The 21,505-nt window shown below is 65.7% G+C and carries 14 protein-coding genes; 11 read left to right on the top strand and 3 right to left on the bottom strand.

All coding sequences use genetic code 11. The annotated features are described in order from the left end of the window. Positions 1-86: 86 nt before the first annotated feature. The 4 genes from aroB to Q376_RS0105130 all read left to right on the top strand — a co-directional run bounded on the left by aroB (position 87) and on the right by Q376_RS0105130 (position 9,442). Entirely contained in the window at positions 87-1,202 is a 1,116-nt protein-coding gene (gene aroB, locus Q376_RS25315) for a 3-dehydroquinate synthase (protein ID WP_052364967.1), read from the top strand. Between the two features lie 335 nt (positions 1,203-1,537). After that, positions 1,538-2,929 carry a CitMHS family transporter gene (locus tag Q376_RS0105140; RefSeq protein WP_027349411.1) on the top strand — a complete coding sequence of 464 codons (1,392 nt, stop codon included), beginning with the start codon at positions 1,538-1,540 and terminating at the stop codon, positions 2,927-2,929. Positions 2,930-3,482: 553 nt separating this feature from the next. Then, positions 3,483-7,937, top strand: coding sequence for a glutamate synthase large subunit (gene gltB, locus Q376_RS0105135; RefSeq protein ID WP_027349410.1), 4,455 nt, complete (start codon positions 3,483-3,485; stop codon positions 7,935-7,937). A 65-nt stretch (positions 7,938-8,002) separates the two neighbouring features. After that, the gene (locus tag Q376_RS0105130) at positions 8,003-9,442 is read left to right on the top strand and encodes an FAD-dependent oxidoreductase (RefSeq protein ID WP_027349409.1); all 1,440 of its coding nucleotides are present in this window, start codon (positions 8,003-8,005) and stop codon (positions 9,440-9,442) included. Between the two features lie 491 nt (positions 9,443-9,933). Here Q376_RS0105130 and Q376_RS0105125 read toward each other — a convergent pair whose 3' ends face one another. Both Q376_RS0105125 and Q376_RS0105120 read right to left on the bottom strand, forming a co-directional pair. After that, entirely contained in the window at positions 9,934-11,199 is a 1,266-nt protein-coding gene (locus tag Q376_RS0105125) for a dicarboxylate/amino acid:cation symporter (RefSeq protein ID WP_027349408.1), read from the bottom strand. Positions 11,200-11,349: 150 nt separating this feature from the next. Beyond that, the gene (locus Q376_RS0105120; RefSeq protein ID WP_027349407.1) at positions 11,350-11,802 is read right to left on the bottom strand and encodes a PACE efflux transporter; all 453 of its coding nucleotides are present in this window, start codon (positions 11,800-11,802) and stop codon (positions 11,350-11,352) included. 96 nt (positions 11,803-11,898) lie between these two features. Here Q376_RS0105120 and Q376_RS0105115 point away from each other — a divergent pair, with 96 nt between their 5' ends. Continuing rightward, positions 11,899-12,798 (top strand): LysR family transcriptional regulator, encoded by a 900-nt coding sequence (locus Q376_RS0105115; protein WP_027349406.1) that lies wholly within the window; start codon positions 11,899-11,901, stop codon positions 12,796-12,798. Here Q376_RS0105115 and Q376_RS0105110 read toward each other — a convergent pair. Then, positions 12,795-14,003: an NAD(P)/FAD-dependent oxidoreductase gene (locus Q376_RS0105110; RefSeq protein ID WP_043446365.1), complete on the bottom strand. Its 1,209-nt coding sequence runs from the start codon at positions 14,001-14,003 to the stop codon at positions 12,795-12,797. The genes Q376_RS0105115 and Q376_RS0105110 overlap by 4 nt on opposite strands. Before the next feature lie 168 nt (positions 14,004-14,171). Here Q376_RS0105110 and Q376_RS0105105 point away from each other — a divergent pair, with 168 nt between their 5' ends. From Q376_RS0105105 to ggt, 6 genes are all read left to right on the top strand, one after another. Continuing rightward, positions 14,172-15,464, top strand: coding sequence for a solute carrier family 23 protein (locus tag Q376_RS0105105; protein WP_027349404.1), 1,293 nt, complete (start codon positions 14,172-14,174; stop codon positions 15,462-15,464). Between the two features lie 154 nt (positions 15,465-15,618). After that, positions 15,619-16,338: a gamma-glutamylcyclotransferase gene (locus tag Q376_RS21475; RefSeq protein WP_081803404.1), complete on the top strand. Its 720-nt coding sequence runs from the start codon at positions 15,619-15,621 to the stop codon at positions 16,336-16,338. Positions 16,339-16,699: 361 nt separating this feature from the next. Further along, positions 16,700-17,563, top strand: coding sequence for an isocitrate lyase/PEP mutase family protein (locus tag Q376_RS0105095; protein ID WP_027349403.1), 864 nt, complete (start codon positions 16,700-16,702; stop codon positions 17,561-17,563). Beyond that, positions 17,563-18,093 (top strand): GNAT family N-acetyltransferase, encoded by a 531-nt coding sequence (locus tag Q376_RS0105090; protein ID WP_027349402.1) that lies wholly within the window; start codon positions 17,563-17,565, stop codon positions 18,091-18,093. Before Q376_RS0105095 ends, Q376_RS0105090 begins: the two co-directional genes overlap by 1 nt. Positions 18,094-18,284: 191 nt before the next feature. Then, positions 18,285-19,514, top strand: a complete 1,230-nt coding sequence (locus Q376_RS0105085; RefSeq protein ID WP_081803403.1) for an acyl-CoA dehydrogenase family protein — start codon at positions 18,285-18,287, stop codon at positions 19,512-19,514. Positions 19,515-19,610: 96 nt separating this feature from the next. Continuing rightward, the gene (gene ggt, locus Q376_RS0105080; RefSeq protein ID WP_155834159.1) at positions 19,611-21,332 is read left to right on the top strand and encodes a gamma-glutamyltransferase; all 1,722 of its coding nucleotides are present in this window, start codon (positions 19,611-19,613) and stop codon (positions 21,330-21,332) included. Positions 21,333-21,505 lie beyond the last annotated feature (173 nt).

The following is a 21,505-nucleotide window of genomic DNA, read 5'->3' as shown; positions in this document are numbered from 1 at the left end:
CCCTTGCGCGTCAAGCCCCGCTCGCTCATTCCACTCCATCCGGACGCCTATGCTCCGTGCGTCCGCGCCAGTATCGAGGAATTTCCATGCAGACCCTGATGGTCGAGCTCGACGAGCGCAGCTATCCGATCCACGTAGGGCCGGGGCTGATCGATCGCGGTGATCTCTATGCGCCCTACATCGCCGGACGCCAGGTGATGATCGTCACCAATGAGACGGTCGCGGCGCTCTATCTCGAGCGGGTCAAGGCCCAGCTTGGCGACTATCGGCTCGCCGAGACGATTCTCCCCGACGGCGAGCAGTACAAGACCATCGATTGCGTCGAGCGGATCTGGGACGGGCTGCTCGCCGCGCGGTTCAACCGGCGCGCCACCATCATCGCGCTCGGCGGAGGGGTGATCGGCGACATGGCCGGTTTCGCCGCGGCCTGCTACCAGCGCGGCATCGCTTTCATCCAGATGCCCACCACGCTGCTTTCCCAGGTCGACTCCTCGGTGGGAGGGAAGACCGGGGTCAACCATCCACGCGGCAAGAACATGATCGGCGCGTTCTGGCAGCCCCGCGCGGTGATCATCGACACCGCCACCCTCGAGAGCCTGCCGCCGCGCGAACTTTCGGCCGGGCTCGCCGAGGTGATCAAGTACGGACTGATCCGCGATCTCGAGTTCCTCTCCTGGCTCGAGGACAACGTCGAAGCGCTGCGCGCCCTCGACGCCCAGGCGCTGACCGAGGCGATCCTGCGCAGCTGTGCGGTGAAGGCCGAGATCGTCGCCGAAGACGAGACCGAGCAGGGCGTGCGTGCGCTGCTCAACCTGGGCCATACCTTCGGTCACGCGATCGAGACCGACCAGGGCTACGGGCGCTGGCTGCACGGAGAAGCGGTGGCGAGCGGAATGATGATGGCCGCGACCCTGTCAGCCCGGCTCAACGATCTCGACGCCGCCGCGCTGGCTCGGGTGGAGACGCTGCTGCGCGCCGCCGGCCTGCCGGTCCATGCGCCGGAGGGAATGAGCAGCGAACGGTTCCTCGAGCTGATGAGGCTCGACAAGAAGGTGCTCGATGCCGGGCTGCGCCTGGTGCTGCTCGACCGGCTCGGACAGGCGCGGGTCGAGGCGAACGTCGACGAAGCGCTGCTGGGTGAGATGCTGAAGGCCTACCCTCGCGCCACCCTGGCTCGCCAGCGTGGCGACTCGATTGGCTGAAGCGCTGCAAGCGTGCGGCGATGGATGCGCAATGCGACCATCGTCGCTGTTGTCCTTTGGTCTAGTCGGAATGCTGGTTTCATAAATTTTTTAACATTTTATTAATTTCAACAATCTCGATCCTCTGCGAACCGGCTCCATCCGGTTCCCTCGATATTCGACCAACAGCGTAGATTCCGCCGTTCGCCTGCCGTTTCGCCCTTTTGCTCGCTCATCGGCGACTCTCTATCCTCCAGCCCGTTCACCGCGCCGGCGGTATTACAAGAACAGGGCGTCGATCGTTGACCCTGTCATGGCCTCGACCGCAGCGTCTCGATCTTGAGAGGAGTCTCACCGTGCTCACCATCATTGGCCTCATCGTCATCGTGGCGATCGTCGCCACCTTGATCACCGAAAAGCTCAGTCCGCTGGTGGCGCTGACTGCGATTCCCTTCGCCGGGGCGCTGGCGGCGGGCTATTCGCTCAGCGAAATATCCGATTTCTTCCAGTCCGGCGTCACCCGGGTGGCCAACGTCGCCTTCATGTTCATGTTCGCGATCCTGTTCTTCAGCATCATGAAGGAGCGCGGTCTGTTCGATCCGATCGTGCGCGGGGTGATCAAGCTCACTCGCGGCAATGTGATCGCCGTCGCGGTGATGACCACGCTGCTCGCCGCCATCGTTCACCTCGATGGTTCTGGCGCTGCGACCTTTCTGATCGTGATACCCGCGCTGCTGCCGCTCTACCAGCGCCTCGGCATGCGCCCACTCTTGCTGCTGTTGCTGATGTCGATGTCGATGGGGGTGATGAACATGGTGCCCTGGGGCGGGCCGATCGGGCGTGCTGGCGCGGTCACCGGGGTCGACCCCACCGAGCTCTGGCATGCGCTGATCCCGGTGCAGCTGGCCGGAATGATCGGCGCCATGGCGCTCGCCGCGCTGTTCGGCTGGCGGGAGCAGCGGCTGATTCGCGCCCAGCATGGTGAACCATCGAGCCATCGTGCGATGACGATGCAGCCGACCGTGGCCGCCCATGCCGCCAGCGAACCCCGTCGCCTGCCCGAGTTCAAGCGGATTCAGCGCCGGGTGCAGGCGCAGTTCGGTGACGACGAAGAGCCGGGCATCCCGGAGGTGGGCCTGCCTCGGCACTTCTGGATCAACCTGGCTATCGTGATCACGGTGGTGGCGGTGCTGGCGATGGGATGGCTAGCACCGGCTTACACCTTCATGCTCGCCCTCGGCGCCGCCTTCGCGGTCAACCTGCCGCGCCCCGCGGACCAGGCCGCTGCGATCAAGAAGCATGCGCCCCAGGCGCTCAACATGGCGGCGATCATCGGCGCCGCGGGGGCTTTCCTCGGTATCCTCTCGGATGGGGGGATGCTGACCTCGATCGCCAACGATCTCGCCAATACCCTGCCGCGGGAATCGATCGCCTGGCTGCATGTGGTGGTCGGGATCTTCGGCGTGCCGCTCGATATGCTGACCAGTACCGACGCATACTATTTCGCGCTGCTGCCGGTGGTGCAGGAAGTCACCGCGCCGGCCGGTGTAGACCCCCGCTCGGTGGTCTACGCGATGGCGATCGGCAACAACGCGGGCACCTTCGTCAGTCCCTTCGCGCCGGCGGTATGGCTGGCGGTGGGGCTTGCCGGGGTGCAGATGGGCCAGCACCTCAGGTTCTCCTTCCCGATCATCTGGCTGTTCAGTCTCTATCTGCTCGGGCTCGGCGCGCTGTTCGGGCTGTTCTGAGCGCGCTCTCCCAAGCCTGTCTCGAAGGCGCCGGCTTCCCACGGGGAGCCTGGCGCCTTCGGCGTTCCGGTGCCCAGGTTGGGGGCGATGACCCTGCGGATGGGAAGCGGCGAGGCGCAAGCAGGGCGCAGTTCGGTGCCAAAAATTGCATCAACTTGGTGCGAGCGGCGGGATTTCCATCTCGCCTTGGTGCGACTTGACGATGGTGATCGTCTAAATTTGCATGGCCCATGCAAAATCGGCATGGCTTTTTGAGTTAAAGAACGCCGTTCCACAACTCGATGGAATCATTCTCATCCATTGCGCAAACGTATGAAAGGATAAGGGTTTTTTCTCCGAAAAGGGAGAAAATGCAGCGCGATATCAGTCGCTTAGCGTGAATTTGAAGGGGAGTGACGTATTGCGCCCCGTTCCTGAACCTCGCTATGCTCGCTGGCCCGTTCACCCACCTGTGGCCGGGTGCTTACCGCCCGAATTCTATGTCGGGGGAATGACAAAACAGATCAATATATCTTCGTCAGAAACTGGATACAAGCACCTCGAGAGGCACTTCATGATGAGAGGTCTTCATCGTCCCAGTGAGTTTCGCGACAACTGTGGCTTTGGCCTTATCGCCCACATGCAGGGTGAGGAGAGTTTCGATCTGCTCAATACGGCGATCGAATCACTGGCCTGCATGACGCACCGCGGTGGGATCAACTCCGACGGCAAGACCGGCGATGGCTGCGGTCTGCTGTTCCGGATGCCCGACGTGTTCATGCGTGAGACCGCTCGTGAAGAGCTCGGGGTCACACTTGGCGAACGCTTCGCGGTCGGTACCGTCTTCTTCGCCGATGACGATGCTCGTGAAAGTGCGGCGCGCGCGACGCTCGACGCCGAGCTCGCCGCGCGTGGGCTCGAGCTCTACGGCTGGCGTGAAGTTCCGGTGGACCCGAGCGTCTGCGGCCCGATCGCCCTCGCTTGCCAGCCGCGTATCCGACAGGTGTTCGTCGGCCCCGCGCAGAGCCGCGACGATGATGCGCTGTTCGCGGTCGACCTCTATATGGCGCGCCGGCACGCCGAGGTACGCCTGGCTTCGGATTCCGAGTTCTACGTCTGCTCGCTGTCGGCCAAGGTGGTTTCCTACAAGGGCCTGATGATGCCGGCCGACCTGCCGGCGTTCTATCGCGATCTGAGCGATGCGCGGATGCGCACCTCGATCTGCGTCTTCCACCAGCGTTTCTCGACCAATACCGCGCCTCGCTGGCCGCTGGCCCAGCCTTTCCGCTTTCTGGCCCACAACGGCGAGATCAATACCGTCGAGGCCAACCGTAGCTGGGCCAACGCACGGCGCCAGAGTTTCAAGAGCGAGCTGCTGCCTGGCCTCGGCGAGTTCGACCAGATCGTCAGCGCCGAAGGCTCCGACTCGATGAGCATGGACAACATGCTCGAGGTGCTGCTCACCGGCGGCATGGAGCTGCATCGCGCGATCCGGCTGATGGTGCCGCCGGCGTGGCAGAACGTGCAGACCATGGACGCCGACCTGCGCGCGTTCTACGAATTCAACTCGATGCACATGGAGGCCTGGGACGGCCCCGCGGGCATCGTGATCACCGACGGCCGTCACGCCGTCTGTACCCTCGATCGCAACGGGCTGCGTCCGGCGCGCTGGGTGATCACCGACAACGGCTACATCACGCTCGCCTCCGAGATCGGGGTGCACGGCTACGCACCCGAGAGCGTGATCGCCAAGGGCCGCGTCGGTCCGGGGCAGATCCTCGCGGTCGACACCCACACCGGCGAGGTGCTGCACACCAGCGATGTCGACGACCGGCTGAAGTCGGCCTATCCGTACAAGCGCTGGCTGCGCGAGAACGCCCACTATCTCGAGTCGGCGCTGACCGAGCTGGCCCGCTTCGTGCCGATGGACAGCGACAAGCTGCTCAGCTACCAGAAGATGTTCCTGGTCAGCTTCGAGGAGCGCGACCAGCTGCTGCGCCCGCTCGCCGAGAGCGGCCAGGAGGCGGTCGGCTCGATGGGCGACGATGCGCCGATGGCGGTGCTGTCGCGCCAGCCGCGGCTGGTCACCGACTTCTTTCGCCAGAAGTTCGCCCAGGTCACCAATCCGCCGATCGATCCGCTGCGCGAAGCGATCGTGATGTCGCTCGAGACCTGTCTCGGCGCCGAGCGCAACGTCTTCGCCGCTACGCCGGATCATGCCAACCGGCTGATCCTGACCACGCCGATCCTCTCGCCGCGCAAGTTCACCGCGCTGACCACCCAGGAGGATCCCGCGTTCCAGAGCAAGGAGCTCTCGCTTTGGTACGACCCGGAGCGACTCGGGCTCCGCCAGGCGATCGAGGCGCTGTGCGAGGAAGCGATCACCGCTGCGCGCGAGGGCAAGGTCATGCTGGTGCTGAGCGATGCCGAGATGCGCGAGGGGCAACTGCCGATCCACGCCGCGCTCGGTATCGGGGCGGTGCACGCGGCGCTCGGCAAGCTGGCGCTGCGGCCCAGGGTCAACCTGATCGTCGAGACCGGCTTCGCCCGCGATGCCCACCAGATGGCGGTGCTGTTCGGCGCGGGTGCCACCGCGGTCTATCCGTATCTCGCCTACCAGGTGATGGCCGACATGCATCGCACCGGCGAGCTCACCGGCGACCCGGCCGAGGGGCGCGAGAACTACCGTAAGGGGCTGCAGAAGGGGCTGCTCAAGATCCTTTCCAAGATGGGGATCTCGCACATCGCCTCCTATCGCGGCTCGCTGCTGTTCGAAGGCGTGGGTTTGCACCAGGAGGTGATCGATCTCTGCTTCCCGGGGATGGCGTCGCGCATCCAGGGTGCCGGCTTCGCCGAGCTGCAGCTCCAGCAGCAGCTGCTCGCCCAGGACGCGCGGATCAAGCGCAAGCAGATCCGCCAGGGTGGCCTGCTCAAGTACGTCCACGGCTACGAGTACCACGCCTACAACCCCGATGTGGTCATGGCGTTGCAGCAGGCGGTGCAGCAGGGCGATTACCAGAAATGGAAGAAATTCGCCCGCTTGGTCAACGAGCGGCCGGTGGCGACGATTCGCGACCTGCTCAAGCTCAAAGACGGCCTGGAGCCGATCGCGCTGGAGGAGGTCGAGCCGATCGAGGCGCTGCTGCTGCGTTTCGACAGCGCCGGGATGTCGCTCGGCGCGCTTTCGCCCGAGGCCCACGAAGCGCTGGCCCAGGCGATGAACGAAACCGGCGGGCGTTCCAACTCCGGCGAGGGCGGCGAGGACCCGGTGCGCTACGGCACGATCCGCAATTCGAAGATCAAGCAGATCGCCTCCGGGCGCTTCGGCGTCACCCCGGCCTATCTCGCCAGCGCCGAGGTCATGCAGATCAAGGTCGCCCAGGGCGCCAAGCCGGGCGAGGGCGGCCAGCTGCCGGGCAGCAAGGTCAATGGGCTGATCGCGCGGCTGCGCTACGCGGTGCCGGGGGTGACGCTGATCTCGCCGCCGCCGCACCATGACATCTACTCGATCGAGGATCTCGCCCAGCTGATCTTCGATCTCAAGCAGGTCAATCCGCGTGCCCAGGTCTCGGTCAAGCTGGTCTCCGAACCCGGTATCGGCACCATCGCCACCGGCGTGGCCAAGGCCTATGCCGACCTGATCACCGTCTCCGGCTACGACGGCGGCACTGCGGCGAGTCCGCTGACCTCGATCAAGCATGCCGGTTCGCCCTGGGAACTCGGCCTGCCCGAGGTGCATCAGGCGCTGCGCGCCAATGGACTGCGGCACAAGATCCGGCTGCAGACCGACGGCGGCCTCAAGACCGGGCTCGACGTGATCAAGGCGGCGATCCTCGGTGCCGAGAGCTTCGGCTTCGGTACCGCGCCGATGGTCGCGCTCGGCTGCAAGTACCTCAAGATCTGCCATCTCAACAACTGCGCCACCGGGGTCGCGACCCAGGATGGCCGGCTGCGCGATGAGCATTTCCGCGGCACCGTCGATATGGTCAAGCACTACTTCCACTTCATCGCGGAGGAGGTGCGCGAACTGCTGGCGAGCCTCGGGGTGCGCAAGCTCACCGATCTGATCGGCCGCACCGACCTGCTCGAGCGAATCGAGGGCGAGACCCGCGCCCAGCAGCGCATCGTGCTCGACGACCTGCTCGCCAACGACTTCGTCGACCCAGCGGCGCCGCAGTTCTGCACCACGCGCCGCAACGAGCCGCACGACCCGGGGGCGAAGAACGAAGAGATGCTCGGCGCGATGATGGCGGCGATCGAGTCGGGCGAGGGCGGCGAGTTCTCGTTCAGGGTGACCAACTGCGACCGCTCGATCGGTGCCAGGGTCTCAGGCGAGATCGCCCGGCGCTATGGCGAGGCGGGGCTCGAGTCTTCCCCGCTCAAGGTCCGGCTCACGGGAATCGCTGGCCAGAGCTTCGGGGTGTGGAACGCGCGCGGCCTCGAGATGTATCTCGAAGGCGACGCCAACGACTACGTCGGCAAGGGCATGAACGGCGGCAAGCTGGTGCTCACGCCGCCCGCTGGCAGCCGCTTCGAAAGCCAGAAGACCTCGATCATCGGCAACACCTGCCTGTATGGCGCCACCGGCGGCAAGCTCTTCGCCGTCGGCCAGGCCGGCGAGCGCTTCGCGGTGCGCAACTCAGGCGCCCATGCGGTGGTCGAGGGAGTCGGCGATCACGGTTGCGAGTACATGACCGGCGGTTTGGTCTGCGTGCTCGGCCCCACCGGGGTCAACTTCGGCGCGGGAATGACCGGGGGGTTCGCCTACGTGCTCGACGAGGACCGCGGCTTCGTCGACCGCTACAACCACGAGCTGGTCGAGATCCGACGGATCAATACCGAGACGATGGAGGCCTACCGCCGCCATCTGCGCGAGGTGCTCCAGGAATACGTGATGGAGACCGGCTCCGCCTGGGGCCTGCGTATCCTCGACGAATTCAACGATTACCTGCGCAACTTCTGGCTGGTGAAGCCGAAGGCCGCGAACTTGAAGAGCCTGCTCGCCCAGTCGAGCCGCAGCCCAGAATGATTCGTCGGCACCGCCGCGCCATGCGGCGGTGCGCCGGACCCTGACCGATGAGGGAGAGTCTTCCCATGGCAGAACGCCTTGCAAACGACTTCCAGTTTCTCGACGTAGGTCGTCAGGACCCTGAGAAGAAGGACGCGCGCACCCGTTCGCGCGAGTTCACCGAGATCTATGCGCCTTACCGGCCGGCCGAGGCGGCGAGCCAGGCCCATCGCTGCCTCCACTGCGGCAACCCGTATTGCGAGTGGAAGTGCCCGGTGCACAACTACATCCCGAACTGGCTGAAGCTGGTCGCCGAGGGCAACATCCTCGAAGCCGCCGAGATGTCGCACAAGACCAACTCGCTGCCCGAGGTGTGCGGCAGGGTCTGCCCGCAGGATCGGCTCTGCGAGGGTGATTGCACCCTCAACGACGGCTTCGGCGCGGTGACCATCGGCTCGATCGAGAAGTACATCACCGATACCGCCTTCGCGCTCGGCTGGCGCCCCGACGTGTCCCAGGTGGTCTGGACCGAAAAGCGGGTCGCGGTGATCGGCGCAGGCCCCGCGGGACTGGCCTGCGCCGACATCCTGGTGCGCAACGGGGTCAAGCCGGTGGTATTCGACCGCTACCCCGAGATCGGCGGCCTTTTGACCTTCGGGATTCCCGAGTTCAAGCTCGAAAAGCACGTGATGAAGCGCCGTCGCGGCGTGTTCGAGGAGATGGGGGTCGAATTCCGGCTCAACGTCGAGATCGGCCGCGACGTGCAGATGGCGGAGCTCATCGAGGAGTACGACGCGGTGTTCATGGGCATGGGCACCTACAAGTACATGGAAGGTGGCTTCCCCGGCGAAAACCTCGCCGGCGTGCACAAGGCGCTCGACTTCCTGATCTCCAACGTCAACTACAACCTCGGCTTCAACGCCAACCCGGCCGACTACGTGTCGATGCAGGGCAAGCGGGTGGTGGTACTGGGCGGCGGCGACACCGCGATGGACTGCAACCGCACCTCGATCCGCCAGGGCGCCTCCCAGGTCACCTGCGCCTACCGGCGCGACGAGGAGAACATGCCCGGCTCCAGGCGCGAGGTGAAGAACGCGCGCGAGGAGGGAGTCGAGTTCCTCTTCAACCGCCAGCCGATCGCGATCATCGGTGACTCGCAAGGGCGCGCCACCGGCGTCAAGCTGGTGCGCACCCGGATGGGCGAGCCCGACGAGCGCGGCCGTCGTCGCGCCGAGGTGGTGCCGGGGTCGGAGGAGATCCTCGATGCCGACGCGGTGATCGTCGCCTTCGGCTTCCAGCCGACCGAGATCGAGTGGTTCGAAGACCACAGCGTCGAGATCGACGAGCGCGGCCGGGTGGTCGCCGCCGAGCAGGACCTGAAAAAAGAGCTGCACTTCGCCTTCCAGACCAGCAATGAGAAGATCTTCGCCGGCGGCGACATGGTGCGCGGCTCGGACCTGGTGGTCACCGCGGTCTACGAGGGGCGCAAGGCGGCCGAAGGCATTCTCGACTATCTCAACGTCTGACTGGGTCGTTCTCCTGCCGCAGGAAGATGGCAACGAAGACGGCAACTGAAAGGGGCACCCGACCGACGGGTGCCCCTTCAGACTGCCGACAAAGTATTTGAAGATGCCACGATGCTTTGTAGCCGCCTCCAAGAGCGCGCTGGCCGGCAATCGATTGCACCGGGGTTTGCGACATGGATGTCGCAAAAGGCGCGCCCGGACAGGGACGTCCATGCGCGCCGACCCGAGGGCAAGCGATTGATCGGCCAGGGTTTCGCGCTTTTGTGGCGGCGCGTCCCCCAAAGGGGGAGCGCGAGGGGTCCGCCCCTCGCATCTAAACGAGCGATAGGTTCGTTGGGGCGAAAACGGTTCTCGACTCGCCAGGATCGAAAGTGTCGCTGGGTCTAAAAGGGGTTTGTCATTAATCTGAAGGGGCACCCGATCGACGGGTGCCCCTTTTCGTACGCCCGCCTCGCATCGACGACGGTATTCGCGACGGGTTGCCGCGAGGCTCAGGAGATGCGCGGGGTATCGTAGACTTCGCGGTCGAGTTCGCCCTCGCTGTGACCGACCACCACGCTGGTCATCAGGTCGCCCGCGACGTTGACCGTGGTCCTCGCCATGTCGAGGATGCGATCGATGCCGGCGATCACCGCCACCGCCTCGAGCGGCAGCCCGACCTGGACCAGGATGATCGACAGCATGATCAGCCCCGCGCCGGGTACCCCGGCGGTGCCGATCGTCGCCAGGGTGCCGGTGATCACGATCATCAGGTAGTCCATGGTGGTCAGTTCGACGCCGATCAGCTGGGCGATGAACAGTGTCACCGCGCCCTGGTAGATCGCTGTGCCGTCCATGTTGATCGTCGCGCCCACCGGCAGCACGAAGCTGGCGACGCCCTTCGATACCCCGAGGTGCTTGGTGGCGCAGCGCAGCGACACCGGCAGGGTGGCGGCGCCCGAGGTGGTCGAGAAGCCGACCATCAGCGCATCGATGCTGCCGTGCAGCCAGCGCAAGGGATTGAGCCGAGTGAATACCGCGACCATTCCCGAGTAGACCACCAGCACGTGGAAGATGCAGGTGACGTAGACCACGCCGATGATCTTCGCCAGCGGCACCAGCACCTCGAGTCCGTAGCGTCCCGACACGTAGGAGATCAGGGCGAACACGCCGATCGGTGCGCAGGCCATGACCAGGCTGGTCATCTTGAACATCGCCTGGGCGAGGCTGTCGATGCCTCGCACCATCGGGGCCGCCGCATCACCGATCAGGCTCAGCGAGATGCCGAGGATCAGCGAGAAGACGATGATCTGGAGGATGTTGCCCTCGGCCATCGCCGCCAGCGGGTTGCGCGGCACCAGGTCGATCAGGATCTGGGCCAGCGAGGGGGCCTCCTTGGCGGCCTCTCCCCCTTGCGCGGCGAAGCTCATGCCGGTACCGGCGCCGGGCTGGAACAGCCAGGCCGCGAACATGCCGAGTGAAATGGCGAACACCGTAGTGAGCATGTAGATCGCCGCGGTCTTGCCGCCGACCCGCCCCATCTTGGCCGGGTCGCTCATCGAGGTGATGCCTTGGATCAGCGAAGCGAAAATCAGCGGCACGATCAGCATCATGATCGCGTTGATGAACAAGTCGCCGATCGGCTTGAGGTACTGCGCGTCCTCGCCGAGCAGTTGGCCGGTGACCAGGCCGAGCGCCAGCGCGATCATGATTTGCTGCCAGAGTGCCAAACGAAAGCCGGCGCTGGCGGGTGCGTTACCCGGAGCGGGAGCTGACATGCGGTGTCGTTCCTCGTTGTTGGTGGGCGAGCTGCTGCTCGTCGGCGGACAAGAAGCGGCCCACATTAATCAGGGCGAGGAGCATTACCAGAGGGGCTTAAATCTGAAAAAAGGTTTGGCGATCCGCGACGTTCTCGGCTCGGCTGGAGGTCAGGGCCGCTGCGCCATGGCGCTGGGCACGGCGGCGGCGGTGGCAGGCAGCGGAAAGAGGCGGTCGTAGGCCCAGTTGTAGATGAAGGCGTAGCAGACGTAGAACACCGCGAGCGAAGCGACCAGCGAGAAGGCGGCGAGCGCATCGGTGCCGAGATAGAGCATTGCCAGCGGTTGCAGGATCGAGAGCAGGCCGGCTTCGAACAGCAAAGCGTGGAAGATCCGCATCGTCACTCCCTTGTGCAGGCTGCCGCGCCAGCGGCGCAGCGCATGATCGAAGCCCAGGTTGTAGAGGTAGTTCCAGACCGCCGCGATCACCGCGCTTACGATCCCGACCACGCCCATGTGGCCGGGGGAGAGGGAGAAGGCGTAGCTGCCGAGCGGCAGCACGATGAGGATGCCGATCGCTTCGAACAGCAGGGTGTGGCGCAGGCGGTCGAGGGTGGTGCGCATCGGGCTCTCCTGGATGGGCGGTGCGCGGCACTATCATCTATCATCGAGCTGAATTAAAGTTGGAATCCATCTGTAATCCAGATAGAAGGTCGGTGGATGAATCCTACCCACGAGCAGTTGGTCGCTTTCGTCACCACGGTCGAGGCAGGCTCGTTCTCCGCTGCGGCCCGGCGTCTCGGTAAGGCGCAATCGTTGGTCAGTACCCATGTCGCCAACCTGGAGCTCGAGTTCGGCTTCGCGCTGTTCGATCGCAGCAAGCGGCTGCCGGTACTGACCGCCAACGGCCGAAGGATGCTGGCCGAGGCGCTCAGCCTGCTGGAGCAGCGCGAGCATCTGCTCGGCGTGGCACGGCGGCTCGACCAGCGGATCGAGCCACGGCTGCGACTGGCGATCGACGAGTTCTATCCGGAACGGCTGATCGGCGGCTTGATGGATGATTTCGCCGCGCGATTCCCTACCGTCGAGGTCGAGCTGCACTTCCCGCTGCTCGACGATGTCGGTCGGATGATCGATGCCGGCAGCGCCGATCTCGGGGTGATGTGCCGACCGTCCGAACCCTTGGCCACGCTCGAGACCCGGCCGATCGGCCGGGTGCCGCTGCGCCTGGTCTGTGGGCGTGATCATCCGCTCGCCGCGGGGGGCTTCGAGCGTGAAGACCTGAAGCGGTATCGCCAGCTGATCGTCGCCACTCGCGGGCAGCGCAGCTCGCGCCAGGCCGAGCGCATCGCGCCGGACGTCTGGTGGGTCGAAAGCCATTTCGTGATGCTCGAACTGGTCAAGCACGGGGTGGGGTGGACGCTGATGTCGGACCACGTGATCGCCGCCTCGCCCGCAAGGCCCGAGCTGGTCACGCCGATCGCGCCCGGTCTCGAGCGCTGGGTGGAGCTCGAGCTCGGCTGGCACCGCCAGCGCGGCCTGGGCATCGCCGGCGGCTGGCTGCGCGACCGGCTGCTGGCCGAGGCATTGCCCGACCGATGGCCGCCGCTCGAGCGCTAGTCGGTTTTTCTGCCGACCAGCGTGTCCGGGTCGAATGGGCCCTTGTCGGCCAAAAGCCCCCGGGCGTGATCGAGTTTTTCCGCCTGCTCGTCGGCGTCGAACCCGACCAGCAGCACGCCGACCAAGCGGTGGTCGTCGAGGTAGTACACCGTGCCCTTTTGCGCTGGCGCTTGCAGCCACTCTTCAGCCATCTGCAGCTGGCTCGAAAGCCGGCCGATCGCCTGGTAGCCCAGATCGAAGAGCACCGAATAGAAATAGGGCGTATAGGTGTAGCGCTCGTCCGAGCCCGCCATGATCCTGCCCGCGCAGCGGCCCATCCGCTTGGCGTTGTCGACGTGCTCGACCCGCTGGCGCCCGAGGATCGCATCCGGGTACTTGGCCACGTCGCCGGCGGCGAAGATGTCGGGATCCTCGGTGGCGAGCCGCGCATCGACGATGATGCCTTCATCGACCGCAAGCCCCGCTTGCTCGGCGAGCGATTGGTTGGGAGTGATGCCGAGCCCGATCACGACCGCGTCCGCTTCGATGCTGAGCCCATCGTCGAGCCGCACCACCACTTTGCCGCCGCGCTCCTCGCCGTCCACGACCTCGTGCCCGCCGATCAGCTCCACCCCATGGTCGAGGAAGGTCTGGTGGAGGCGCTCGGCCAGCGCCGCGGGGAACTGCGACTCGCCAAGGGTCCGCTCGGGCAGGATCAAGGTGGTCCTGGCGCCGTTTTGAACCAGGGCGGCTGCGAGCTCGGTACCGATGAAGCCGCCGCCGACCACCGCCACGTGCCGCTGCTCGCCCGCCAGTTCGCGCAGCTTGCGGTAGTCTTCGACGGTGCGATAGTAGAGTACTCTTTCGCTTGCCGGCAGCTCGAGGCGCTTGGGCGCGCCGCCGGTGCCGATCAGCAGTTTGCCGTAGCCATAGCTGCCGCCATCGCTGGTCTCGACCCGTTTGGCCGCACGGTCGATACGGCTGACGTGAACGCCGAGGCGCAACGCCGCCCCGGTATCGCCGCTGGTATCCGGGAATATCTGGTCGTAGCCGAATTCAGGGTCGGTCCAGAGCTTCTTCGACAGCGCCGGGCGGGTTACCGGTGGATCCTGCTCCTCGCCGAGCACGCCGATGGTGCCCTCGGCGTCGAGTTCGCGGATCCCACGCGCGGCAGCGTCGGCTACCATGCCGGCACCGATGATCAGATAATCGTAGTCGTGGCGCATCCTGGCCTCCATTCATCGTCTGGCGTTGGTCACGAGGCGCCGCGCGCGATGGCGGGCCTCCTGCCCGATGGTCCTGCGCGGCGCATGGATATCAGGCTAGTAGATACGTCGGAGCATGCGAGGCGCGGATCGGGGCGCACCATATTCAATCGATCAGGGAGAAGCGGCGTGGCCGAAGGATGGTTTCCGAAATGGCGGCTGAAAGGGGCCGGGGAGGGCGCGATCGTTGCCCCCGACGAGCGGCTCTCGCTGCTCCAGACCGGGGTGATGGGGGTGCAGCATGCGGTGGCGATGTTCGGCTCGACCGTGCTCGCGCCGCTTTTGATGGGGTTCGATCCCAACCTCGCGATCCTGATGTCGGGTGTAGGCACGCTGATCTTCTTTCTCATCGTCGGTGGCCGGGTGCCGAGCTATCTCGGCTCCAGCTTCGCCTTCATCGGCGTGGTGATCGCCGCGACCGGCTATGCCGGCAGCGGCGCCAATCCGCAGATCGGCCTGGCGCTCGGCGGGATCATCGTCTGTGGCCTGGTCTATGCGCTGATCGGGCTGGTGGTGATGGCGCTGGGAACGGGATGGATAGAGCGACTGCTGCCGCCGGTGGTGACCGGCGCGATCGTCACCATGATCGGGCTCAACCTCGCGCCGGTGGCGGTGGCGAGCGTCTCGAACAGCGCATTCGAAAGCTGGATGGCGATGGTCACCGTGCTGTGCATCGGCTTCGCCGCGGTGTGGAGTCGCGGGCTCGCCCAGCGGCTTTTGATCCTGCTCGGGCTGCTGAGCGCTTATCTGGTCTATGCGGTGGTCGCCAACGGCTTCGGGCTGGGGACGCCGATCGATTTCTCCCCGGTGTTCGAAGCGCCGTGGCTGGGGCTGCCGGTGTTCTCCTCGCCGAGTTTCGAGCTCGGCGCGATCGCGCTGATCGCCCCGGTGGCGGTGATCCTGGTAGCGGAGAACCTGGGCCATATCAAGGCGGTGGGCGCGATGACCGAGCGTAATCTCGACCCCTGGATCGGCCGTGCGTTCCTCGGCGATGGTGTGGCGACGATGGTGTCAGGCTCGGTGGGCGGCACCGGGGTGACCACCTATGCCGAGAACATCGGGGTAATGGCGGTGACCCGGGTGTTTTCGACGCTGATCTTCGTTGCGGCGGCCTTGCTCGCGATCCTGCTTGGCTTCTCACCCAAGTTTGGCGCGCTGATCCAGACCATTCCGGGACCGGTGCTCGGCGGCACCTCGATCGTCGTGTTCGGCCTGATCGCAGTGGCGGGCGCGCGGATCTGGCTGCAGAACGGAGTCGACCTGGGCGATACCAAGCACCTGATCGTGATTGCCGCGACCCTCGTGCTCGGTGCCGGTAATTTTCATCTGGCGATCGGTGGTTTCACCCTCGATGGGATAGGCACCGCCACCTTCACCGCGATCCTGCTCAACCTGATCCTGGTGCGGCGATCGCGCGTCTAGCGCGGCGGCTTGGGTGGCTTGGTCTCTAGGCGTAGAATGATTCGTCGCCCGAACCATGTCGCCTTTCGTCTAACATGCATGGCGAAGGCGATCGCGGAGTCCTGCTCCGCCTGGTCACTTGGAGGAGCATGCCGGCAAGCCGGGCTGTCAATCGATGAGAGAAGAAACCAGCTGTAGCGCCGCCGTGGCGACGAGTGAAACCATTCCGATGACCCGGCAGACGCTCGAGCACAACCTGATCAGGCATTACTTCGAGCGCCACTACCCCGATATAGCGCTGTTCGACGATGATGCCTTGCGCGACTCGATCCGCGCCATGCTCGAGCGACGGCCCGAGGAAGCTCGCGGGGTCGATGGGGTATTCCTGTTCGCCTACGGCTCGCTGATCTGGAACCCCTGCGTCGAGGTGGTCGAGCACCGCACCTCGCGGCTCTACGGCTATCATCGCGATTTTCGTCTCAAGCTCACCCATGGCCGTGGCTCCGAGCAGTGGCCGGGGCTGATGCTGGCGTTGGTCCCCGGCGGCTCCTGCCGGGGAATGGCGATCCGCGTGCCCGAGGCCGGCATCGAGCACGAACTGCTGCTGGTCTGGCGCAGGGAGATGCTCACCGGCGCCTACCAGCCGCGCTGGGTCCGGCTGGTCACCGAGCAGGGCCCTACCTGGGCGATCGCCTTCGTCGGCAATCCCCATCATCCGCGCTACATCCCCCGGCTCACCGACGCCGAGATGGTCGAACTGCTCAGTACCGGCCGCGGGGTGCTCGGCAGCTGCCGCGAGTACCTGCACAACACGGTGAACGACCTGCATCGGTTGGCGATTCGAGATCAAAGGCTCGAGCGCCTGCTGCTCGCAGTCGACCTCCGGCGGGAGTGAGCCTCGCTCCTCGCCGGAGCGTCGTTGCCCAGGCTTGCGCTCTTCTTCATCCAAGGTCCGCATCGTCAGGTTTTGGGCGTGGCATCCCGGCGCCTGCGGGTCGCCGATTCCATCGCGTGGAGCTATCATGGCGCGATGAATCCGGCTTGGCGGACGGGGGTGGTAAGCGTTGGATGGCCTCGCGCAGAGGGCGTTCCCTGGCCGCCGCCCTATCGGGCTCGAACTCGATTCCGTCCGCTTCCTCCCGGCATCCTCCGCCCGCGTCCGTTCGATGGCGTTTCACCGTCGGGTGGAAAGTGTCGCTCCCCGCGTACTGCGCTTTGCGTCGCAGTGCATCCACTCCTTTCCATGGAGGGTTTAGATGTCCACCACTTCCCAGCGCGAGCTGCGGGTCCAGTTCCGCCAGCTGCTTGCCTCCAATGCCTGCTACGACACCGCCTCGGTGTTCGATCCGATGTCTGCGCGCATCGCCGCTGATCTTGGCTTCGAAGTCGGCATCCTCGGTGGCTCCGTTGCCTCGCTGCAGGTGCTCGCCGCGCCTGATTTCGCGCTCATCACCCTGAGCGAGTTCGTCGAACAGGCGACCCGGATCGGCCGCGTCGCGCAGCTGCCGGTGATCGTCGATGCCGACCACGGCTACGGCAATGCGCTCAACGTGATGCGCACGGTCACCGAGCTCGAGCGCGCGGGCATCGCGATGCTGACCCTCGAGGATACCCTGCTGCCGGCGCAGTTCGGCCACAAGTCCACCGATCTGATCTGCGTCGATGAGATGGTCGGCAAGCTGCGCGCTGCGATCGAGGCCCGGGTGGATCCTGAGCTTTCCATCTTCGCTCGTACCAATGCCGGCGTGCTCGACGACGACGCCCTGATCCAGCGGGTCAAGCGCTACCAGGCGGCGGGGGTGGACGGCATCTGCATGGTAGGCATCCGTGATATCGACCATCTCGCCAGGGTCTCGGAGCATCTGAGCATTCCGATGATGCTGATCGCCTACGGCAACCCGGAACTGCGTGATCTCGAGCGTCTCGCCGAACTCGGCGTGCGGGTGGTGGTCAACGGCCATGCGGCCTATTTCGCCGCGATCAAGGCAACCTACGACTGCCTGCGCGAACAGCGCGGCGTCACCGCCTCCAAGCTCTCCGCCTCCGAGCTCTCGACCAAGTACTCGACGCTCGAGGAGTACCGGATCTGGGCGCGCGAGTACATGGAAGTCAAAGAGTAATGAGCGCCGCCGCGCCACGCTTTCGTGATGCGGCCGAGGGTGATGTGACCGAGCTGGTCGCCTTGGTCACCGAGGCCTATCGCCTGATCGACGCTGGCGGTTGGACCACTGAAGCCTCGCTGCTCGGTGGCCCGCGCCTCGACCCGCTGCTGCTGCGTCGAGACATCCAGCGTCCGCGAAGCCGGGTGATCGTCGCTGAGCGCGATGGGCGTCTGCTCGGCTGTGGTCACCTGGCCTTGGCGGATGGCGAAGGCCATTTCGGCACCTTCGCCGTACGCCCGAGCCTGCAAGGGGAGGGCATCGGCCGGCTGCTGCTCGGCGAGGCCGAGTGCCTGGCGCGTGATTGGCTCGGCGTCGAGTGGCTGCGGATCAGCGTGATCGAGCAGCGGGGCGAGCTGATCGAGTGGTACCAGCGCCGCGGCTTTCGCCGCAGCGGTGTCTACAAGCCCTTTCCCTACGGTGACGAGCGCTTCGGCGTTCCGCTGCGCGACGACCTGCGTTTCGAGATTTTGGAAAAGCGCTTGGTCTAGCGATCCGAAAGTGCCGTCGACCAGCGCAGGCGCAGGGCTCCGACGGCCGCCTCCAGTCTGATCGTATCGTGATCCGCTATCGGTTCATGCTCGGAAATGGAATCAGGTAATCCTTCAAGGGAATTTCAAACCCGCGGCTGCTTTGCTTATGGTGGCGCTCTGTACAGCGTATGCATCCTAAGGGGAGCGCGATGAGCGAACGAGGCAGTGACGAAGTCGGCTATCGCATCGAGCGTAATGCCACAGACCAGGCGCGGATCGAGTCCCAGGCGCTGGAGACGGCCCGATCGCTCGCCGCCGAGTTCTCCGCGGGGCTTGGCGAGCGCGAGGCGCGAGATCGCCTGCCGTTCGAGGCGATCGAGCGACTCAAGCACAGTGGCTTGTCCACTGCCGGGATCGCGGCCTCCAGGGGCGGGCTTGGGCTGGGCTGGCCCGCACTCTGCCGGGTGGTGCGCGAGGTAGCCGCCGGAGACGGTTCGGTGGGCGCGGTGCTCGGCTATCATCTGATGCAGACCTTTCACCTGCGCCGCGAGCCGACACCGCGCTGGCATGCGCTCGAACGGCGCATCGCCGAACAGCGGCTGTGGCTCGCCGGCGTGGTCAATCCTCGCGACGACGATGTGCTGGCGCGGCCCGAAGGCGATGGTTTCGTGCTCGACGGACGCAAGCACTTCTGCACCGGCAGCGGGTTCGCCGACCTGCTTACCTTTAGCGTCAGGCATCGCGACTCCCAGCAGGCGGGCTTCGCACTGCTGCCGGTCGATCGCGAGGGGATCACCCTCGGTGGGGACTGGGACGCGATCGGGCTCGAGCGCAGCGAGAGCGGCAGCGTTGGACTCGAGGGCGTACTCGCCGCCGCTGATGAGCTGGTATTCGAGCGCGATGATTCTCGAGGGCGCTTCGTCACCACCATTCGCGGGCCGGTCAACCAGTCGCTGTTCACCAACTTCTACATCGGCTTCGCGCTCGGCGCCCTGCGCGCCGCCAAGCGTTTCATTCATCACTCCTCCCGGCCGTGGCTGCATTCCGATGCGGCGTCGGCCAGCGAGGATGTACTGATTCGAACCCAGTTCGGTGAACTCTGGATCATGCTCGAGTCGATGATCGCCCTGGCCGACCGAGCCGCCGAGCGGATGGCCGAGCTGCTCGCCGCAGGCGAGGCGTTCACGGCCGAGCAGCGCGGCGAGGCCGCCGCCGCGGTGGCGATCGCCAAGGCGCACGCTACTCGTAGTGGGCTCGAGATCTGCACCCGGATCTTCGAACTGATGGGCGCGCGCGCCACCCATAACCGCTATGGCTTCGACCGCTTCTGGCGCGATATCCGCACCCATACCCTGCACGATCCGGTGGCCTACAAGCTGCTCGAGATCGGCGACTACGCGCTCAACGACCGCTACGTCGAAGGCAGCGCCTACCGCTAGCCGCGCCGATCGGCGTGCGCTCGCGCTGAGCGTCGATACCCGAAATGCCCGGCGGGGAGGTATGCTGGGGTCTTCGATTGCCGAGGAGCTTCGACGATGGACCCGCGCCACCCCTCCATGGCCACGCCTTTTCCCTTCAGCTGCGAAAAACGTCCCGCCTCCGGTGCCGGTGGCGTCGTCGTGACCAACCACCCGCTCGGCTCTGCGGCCGGGTCGGAAATCCTCGCCTCGGGCGGCAACGCCATAGACGCAGCGGCGGCCGCGCTGCTCGCGCTGACCGTAGTGGAGCCGATGATGGTCGGCATCGCGGGAGGCGGGCTATCGCACCTGCGGCTGGCCGACGGCCGCCACGTGGTCATCGATGCGCTCTCCTGTGCGGCGAAGGGCATGAACCCGGAAATCTACACGCCGCTATCGGCTGCGCCTGCTGACTACATGGAGGCCAAGGATCGGCGCAATGCGATCGGCGCCTCGTCGGTGGCGGTACCGGGGAACCTCGCTGGATGGTGCGATATGCAGGCGCGTTTCGGCCGGCTGCCCTGGAGTGATGTGGTCGAGCCGGCGATCCGCCTCGCCTCGCGGGGCTTCGCGGTGACCCACTACCTGTCCGGTGCGATCGGAGAGGCGGCGGCGGAGCTTGCCCTCGATCCCGCGATGGCCGCCGTGCTGCTGCCCGGAGGCCGAGCGCCAGCGCCGGGCGAAAGGCTGATCCAGGGCGACTACGCCGAAAGCCTGCGGCTGATCGCAAGTCAAGGTGCAGCGGCGCTGCACGGTGGCGAGCTCGGCGCGGCGCTGGCCGAGCGAATCGCCACCGGCGGACCCGACGCCGGCTGGGTGACGCTCGAGGACCTGCGCGATTATCGGGCGATCGAGCGCGCGCCGATCATTGGCAGCTACCGCGGCTTCGAGATCGTCGGCCCGCCGCCACCGGCCTCGTCAGGCGTGCACGTCACGCAGATGCTGAACATGATCGAGGCCTTCGATGTGCGCGGGCTAGGGTTCGGCACGCCCGAGAGCCTGCACCTGCTGGCCGAGATCATCCGCATCGCCTTCGCCGATCGCAGGGCGCATAGCGGCGATCCCGCCTTCGTCGACGTGCCGGTCGAAAGGCTGATCTCGAAAGACCATGCCGCGCACTGTCGAGCGCTGATCCGGCAGGCCGGAGGCAGCGTCGGCGGCCCCGACCCGCTCAGGGAGAGCCGTGATACCACCCACATCACCGTGGCCGATCGCGATGGCAACGTCGTTTCGGCCACTCATACGATCAACGGACTCTTCGGCGCCCGCTTCATCGTGCCCGGCACTGGGATCATTCCCAACAACTACATGAGCAACTTCGATCCCCATCCAGGCAAGGCGCTTTCGGTGGTGCCCGGCAAACGGGTGCCCACCTCGATGGCGCCGATGATGGTGCTGAAGGAGGGACGCGTGGTCTTCGCCCTCGGCCTCCCCGGAGGCCTGCGGATCTTTCCTTCCGCCTTCCAGGCGATCGTCAACTTGATCGACCACGGCATGAGCCTGCAGCAAGCGGTCGAAGCGCCGCGGATATGGACGCAAGGGCAGGAGGTCGAGATCGAAAGCGGCTATGGCAGCGCGAAGCGCGCGCTCGAGCTTCGCGGGCACCAAGTGAAGGTGATGCCGCACATCGGCGGCGGGATGAACGCGATCGCCTTCGACGAGGACGGCGGCATGACTGGTGCCGCCTGCTGGCGTGCCGACGGTACCGTTGCAGCGCTGGGCGGCGGCCTTGCCCGCCCCGGCATACGGTTCTGGCCGGACCGCGCACCGGCAGCCGGAGCGGAAGACACTAAGCCCTAGGGCGTACCGGCATGGACGGATCAGTAAACCCGTTCGCCCCGAGCGGTGGTGGTGAGGCCGTGGTTCGACTCGGCTCGTTCCTCACCGGCTATCCGAGCATCCTGAGTAAGCGAAGCGCATCGAAGGACACGAACGGGGTGCCGACCCCAACCCGTTCGTCCCGAGCGGCGCCG

This window comes from Halotalea alkalilenta DSM 17697, assembly GCF_000621205.1.
Taxonomy (GTDB): domain Bacteria; phylum Pseudomonadota; class Gammaproteobacteria; order Pseudomonadales; family Halomonadaceae; genus Halotalea; species Halotalea alkalilenta.
Note: the sequence above shows the minus strand (reverse complement) of the source record. Positions and strands in the feature narration are given on the sequence as shown.

What these genes read in the sequence shown, in the direction of transcription:
- Q376_RS0105085 (WP_081803403.1), top strand. Translation starts at nt 18,285, where the DNA reads ATGAGCGAACGAGGCAGTGACGAAGTCGGCTATCGCATCGAGCGTAAT.
- aroB (WP_052364967.1), top strand. Translation starts at nt 87, where the DNA reads ATGCAGACCCTGATGGTCGAGCTCGACGAGCGCAGCTATCCGATCCAC.
- Q376_RS0105120 (WP_027349407.1), bottom strand. Translation starts at nt 11,802, where the DNA reads ATGCGCACCACCCTCGACCGCCTGCGCCACACCCTGCTGTTCGAAGCG.
- Q376_RS0105090 (WP_027349402.1), top strand. Translation starts at nt 17,563, where the DNA reads ATGAGCGCCGCCGCGCCACGCTTTCGTGATGCGGCCGAGGGTGATGTG.
- Q376_RS0105095 (WP_027349403.1), top strand. Translation starts at nt 16,700, where the DNA reads ATGTCCACCACTTCCCAGCGCGAGCTGCGGGTCCAGTTCCGCCAGCTG.
- Q376_RS0105130 (WP_027349409.1), top strand. Translation starts at nt 8,003, where the DNA reads ATGGCAGAACGCCTTGCAAACGACTTCCAGTTTCTCGACGTAGGTCGT.
- Q376_RS0105125 (WP_027349408.1), bottom strand. Translation starts at nt 11,199, where the DNA reads ATGTCAGCTCCCGCTCCGGGTAACGCACCCGCCAGCGCCGGCTTTCGT.
- Q376_RS0105115 (WP_027349406.1), top strand. Translation starts at nt 11,899, where the DNA reads ATGAATCCTACCCACGAGCAGTTGGTCGCTTTCGTCACCACGGTCGAG.
- Q376_RS21475 (WP_081803404.1), top strand. Translation starts at nt 15,619, where the DNA reads ATGAGAGAAGAAACCAGCTGTAGCGCCGCCGTGGCGACGAGTGAAACC.
- Q376_RS0105110 (WP_043446365.1), bottom strand. Translation starts at nt 14,003, where the DNA reads ATGCGCCACGACTACGATTATCTGATCATCGGTGCCGGCATGGTAGCC.
- gltB (WP_027349410.1), top strand. Translation starts at nt 3,483, where the DNA reads ATGATGAGAGGTCTTCATCGTCCCAGTGAGTTTCGCGACAACTGTGGC.
- ggt (WP_155834159.1), top strand. Translation starts at nt 19,611, where the DNA reads ATGGACCCGCGCCACCCCTCCATGGCCACGCCTTTTCCCTTCAGCTGC.